The organism is Coxiella endosymbiont of Ornithodoros amblus (genome assembly GCF_019425495.1).
In the GTDB taxonomy this organism is placed as follows: domain Bacteria; phylum Pseudomonadota; class Gammaproteobacteria; order Coxiellales; family Coxiellaceae; genus Coxiella.
On sequence record NZ_VFIV01000085.1, the window covers coordinates 1 to 3,876 of the forward strand.

Below are 3,876 nucleotides of genomic sequence, written 5' to 3' on the forward strand. Positions count from 1 at the left end.
TCACTGAGATTCGGGGTTGTTGTTAAGAATACGGACTCACAATATACGTATGGAGCAAAGCAGAATACGGGAAAATAATGATCTCGTCTATCGTCTCCGTATTTCGCTTCGCTCATATGGGGTACTTGTTGAAAACCTATACTTTTAACCCCATCTCGCCCAAAAATGGACGTTTCTATCTACAGGCTGAGTAGTTATAATCTAGGCGCTTGTATTGTGAGATCAGGCCTATGTCACAATGCGAAGTGGAAATCCCATGCAAAAACGAAATTTAATCATATACTTGTTAATAACCCTTTTGGTTTTTGTTCCCGTTAGTTATGCTGCACTTGATCTGGAACTAACCAAAGGTGTAACCACCGCTATCCCAATCGTCATTATGCCATTTGCTGGGCCGTCAGTATTAACGCCCGGAGATGAAACCATCCCACAGGTGATCAAAAACGATTTGCAAAATAGCGGCCAATTTCGGGTGATGGGGCTCAATAATTTGGACCAGACCGGGGCTTCATTGCAGCAAATTGATTACAGTTATTGGCGCAAACAAAAAGTGAACGCCCTCGTGGTTGGCGCTATTAATCCCTTAGGAATGCAGTACTACCGAGTGGCATTCACCTTGGTTAACGTCTTTGATTCCAGTAATCGCTTGTTGAGTGAATCCTTCAATGCCAATGCTAAAGAGCTGCGCAATTTGGCCCATCACATTAGTGATTTAATTTATCAAAAACTCACGGGTGTAAGAGGCGTTTTTTCAACTAAAATTGCTTACGTTCTCGTCGAAGCTTCGTCTGAAAATACCGCTGCTAAATACACTTTAGAAGTGGCTGATGCGGATGGCTTTGGCCCCCAACCCTTACTGGTTTCTGACATGCCGATTATGTCACCAACATGGTCGCCTGACGGAAATAAAATAGCTTACGTTTCATTTGAGGGCCACCGTGCAGCGATTTATCTACAAGACCTCTCTACAGGGTGGCGTCAACAGCTAAGTAAAGCGCCAGGTATTAACGGTGCACCCGCTTTTTCTCCTGATGGCAAGCAGCTTGCGCTCGTGCTTAGCAAAACGGGCAATCCAAAAATTTACATTTTAAATTTAACTAACGGTCATTTACGCAAGATTACAAATGGGTGGTCTATCGATACCGAGCCCGCGTGGTCGCCGGATGGGAAATCGCTACTGTTTACTTCCAATCGAGATGGAACGCCGCAGATTTATAACTATTCGTTCGTTGACGAGAGTATTAGTCGGGTGAGCTATCGGGGCGACTATAATGCACGCCCTTCATTTATGCTGGATGGTAAGTCCATCATTATGATGCATCGAGAAAACGGGTTATTTGGTATTGCGCGCCAGGATTTGACTACAGGGAAAGTACAAATTTTGAGCGAAAGTGGCACCGATGAATCCCCGAGCTTGGCGCCGAATGGTAAAATGGCGATCTACGCGATGGAATACGGTGGTCGCGGCATGTTGGCACAAGTTTCTATTGATGGTCAAATTAAATTGCGGTTACCGGCGCGAAATGGCAACGTCCAGGAACCAGCGTGGTCTCCTTTTTAGGAGTGTAGAAGTCGTCCTTGAGCAGTAAATTTACAGACAAAATAAAGGGGATAGTTATGAACAACTTAGTGAAAAATTCAGGCTTGGGCGTCATTGCTCTGGTTACTCTTCACCTGGCAGGTTGTAAACACCATCCAGCCGGTGCAAATGCGGCGACTGGGTTAAGCGATGGCACAGGCGCTCAAGCGTACGCTTTGGCAGAGGCTAAAGGTTACCAAGGGCAACTTAAAAAAGATTCCGAAGGGCGCATAATCAACCCATTGGTCGCCCCGGCTAATCAGACTTATTATTTTGATTTCGACAGCACTCAATTGCGTTCCGTGGATTTAGGAGTAATCCATGTTCAAGCCAATTATTTAGCGACGTATTCCACCGCCAAAGTGCGTTTGGAAGGCAATACGGACAACCGCGGCAGTAGAGAGTACAATATCGGCTTAGGGTGGCGACGAGATCAAGCGGTTGCTCGTATCTTGGAACAAGAAGGCGTCGCGCCGAAGCAAATTGATATGGTTAGTTATGGGAAAGAACGCCCTGCTGTCATGGGGAACAACGAGAACGCATGGAGGTTAAATCGTCGGGTTAATTTAATTTATGAGGATTATTAAAATGAAAATAAAAACGTTATTTGTTTCGAGCGCATTAGCAGCATTCATGTTAGGCGCCCCGCTTACGTGGTCAGATGCGCCAGTGGAGGATATTTCAGCGCAATCGCAGGGTACTGAAACCACAGTATCCCTGTCAGAGACACCACAAACAGCTATTCCAACTCCTTTTGTCTCTCTACCTGCTGCTGCTACCCCCCAGATGGATTTAACGGTCACGCAGCGCTTGGCTCGATTAGAGCAGCAGCTTAACAACATTATTAACATGAATCTGCCTCAACAGATTAGTGACCTCCAGAAACAATTGGCTCAAGTACGCGGTCAGTTACAAGTGCAAGAACGCAATTTAGAATTACTCAATAATCAACAGCGCAGTTTTTATCGAGATTTAGATCAGCGAATTACTCAGCTTAAAAACTTAAATAGTAATAATAGCGACTCTTCCAATGACAATTCCGCCTCTTCTTCCCAAAAACCTTCAACGGGTGACACCTCAAACACCAATAATATTCAGTTACAAGATTCAAATACCTATCGACAAGCATTAGATTTATTAACTAAAAAACAATATGACAAAGCAGAAGCGTTTTTTCAAAATTATTTAAACGATTACCCTAACGGAAGTTATGTTGCGAATGCGCATTATTGGCTCGGTGAAATTTACCTTCAACAGAAAGATCGGAAAAACGCAGCCCACGAATTTCAAACCGTAAGGGATAGATTCCCTAAATCGGAAAAGGTACTTGATGCGAAATTAAAGTTAGCCATCATTGACGCGGAAGACGGTGAAATTAAACAGGCTAAGGAAGAATTAACCAAAATAAAAAAACAACACCCTGGATCTACGGCAGCACAACTCGCCAATATCCGACTCCAACAATTGGAGGAAGTTGATTCAGAAACAACAACACCTTAATTGTGGACAAACTTAGAATCACCAAAATTTTTTATTCCTTGCAAGGCGAAACAAAGACGGTAGGTCTTCCTACTGTTTTTGTTCGGTTAACGCGGGATACCTGCTTCGATGTCATTATTGTGACACCCCCCTATGCTTTTTTATGGAGGTCAGTCTCTGTTGCTTGAAGACGTGGTTCACCAAGTTGCCTCTCATTAGACTCGTTATGTAACAGTGACAGGAGGGAGCCGTTAGCGCAACCCGCTTCTTTGCCGCTTATAAAATTGTTGATGTTAAAAAGCCGGGTTCTAAAGAGATGGCCCGTAACCAGTTTGGGAACTTTGAGTATCTATTGCCGCATGATCAAGTTAAATTTGTTATTTGTGATCAGCGTGATTATGAGTGGGTAAAAGATATTATTAACCGTTACGATTTAACCTAGCGCGCAGAAGTGTTATTTTCGCCAAGCCACGAGCGACAGGATAAACAGCAGCTTGCTGACTGGATCGTCGAAGATCGCTTGCCAGTTTGCTTTCAGTTTTAACTGCATAAATATGTTTTGGGAGATTTGAGAGGAAAATAAATGCACTTTAAAGCACTCGCTCTGTTCTTGAAATCATCGCTTATCGCCCAAATTTAATAAATAATAATACAATAAAAAGATACCCCAAGGGCATAAGAGGCATCATAATTATTACCCACAAGTGGTAAAGACTAAAACTAGACCCCGTCGTTCCCGTGCGTGGGCCGTCTACTGACAGACAAAGAATCGAGGGCTTTCACAGCCGAAGTCACGGGAGTCCCGGCTAAAAGGCTAA

The 3,876-nt window shown here is 43.8% G+C and carries 3 protein-coding genes and 1 pseudogene; all 4 read left to right on the forward strand.

The features are described 5' to 3' along the window. Positions 1-238: 238 nt before the first annotated feature. Positions 239-1,561 carry a Tol-Pal system beta propeller repeat protein TolB gene (gene tolB, locus FIV31_RS07360; protein ID WP_425278285.1) on the forward strand — a complete coding sequence of 441 codons (1,323 nt, stop codon included), beginning with the start codon at positions 239-241 and terminating at the stop codon, positions 1,559-1,561. 56 nt (positions 1,562-1,617) lie between these two features. Beyond that, positions 1,618-2,166, forward strand: a complete 549-nt coding sequence (locus FIV31_RS07365; RefSeq protein WP_280124325.1) for an OmpA family protein — start codon at positions 1,618-1,620, stop codon at positions 2,164-2,166. Then, positions 2,153-3,079 carry a tol-pal system protein YbgF gene (gene ybgF, locus FIV31_RS07370; protein WP_280124326.1) on the forward strand — a complete coding sequence of 309 codons (927 nt, stop codon included), beginning with the start codon at positions 2,153-2,155 and terminating at the stop codon, positions 3,077-3,079. The genes FIV31_RS07365 and ybgF overlap by 14 nt, the downstream gene beginning before the upstream one ends. 2 nt (positions 3,080-3,081) lie before the next feature. Beyond that, positions 3,082-3,602 (forward strand): annotated as a pseudogene (locus FIV31_RS07375) (7-carboxy-7-deazaguanine synthase QueE). Positions 3,603-3,876 lie beyond the last annotated feature (274 nt).

Bases quoted from the DNA above. Each gene is read 5' to 3' on its own strand.
- tolB (WP_425278285.1), top strand. From the start codon at position 239: ATGCGAAGTGGAAATCCCATGCAAAAACGAAATTTAATCATATACTTG.
- FIV31_RS07365 (WP_280124325.1), top strand. From the start codon at position 1,618: ATGAACAACTTAGTGAAAAATTCAGGCTTGGGCGTCATTGCTCTGGTT.
- ybgF (WP_280124326.1), top strand. From the start codon at position 2,153: ATGAGGATTATTAAAATGAAAATAAAAACGTTATTTGTTTCGAGCGCA.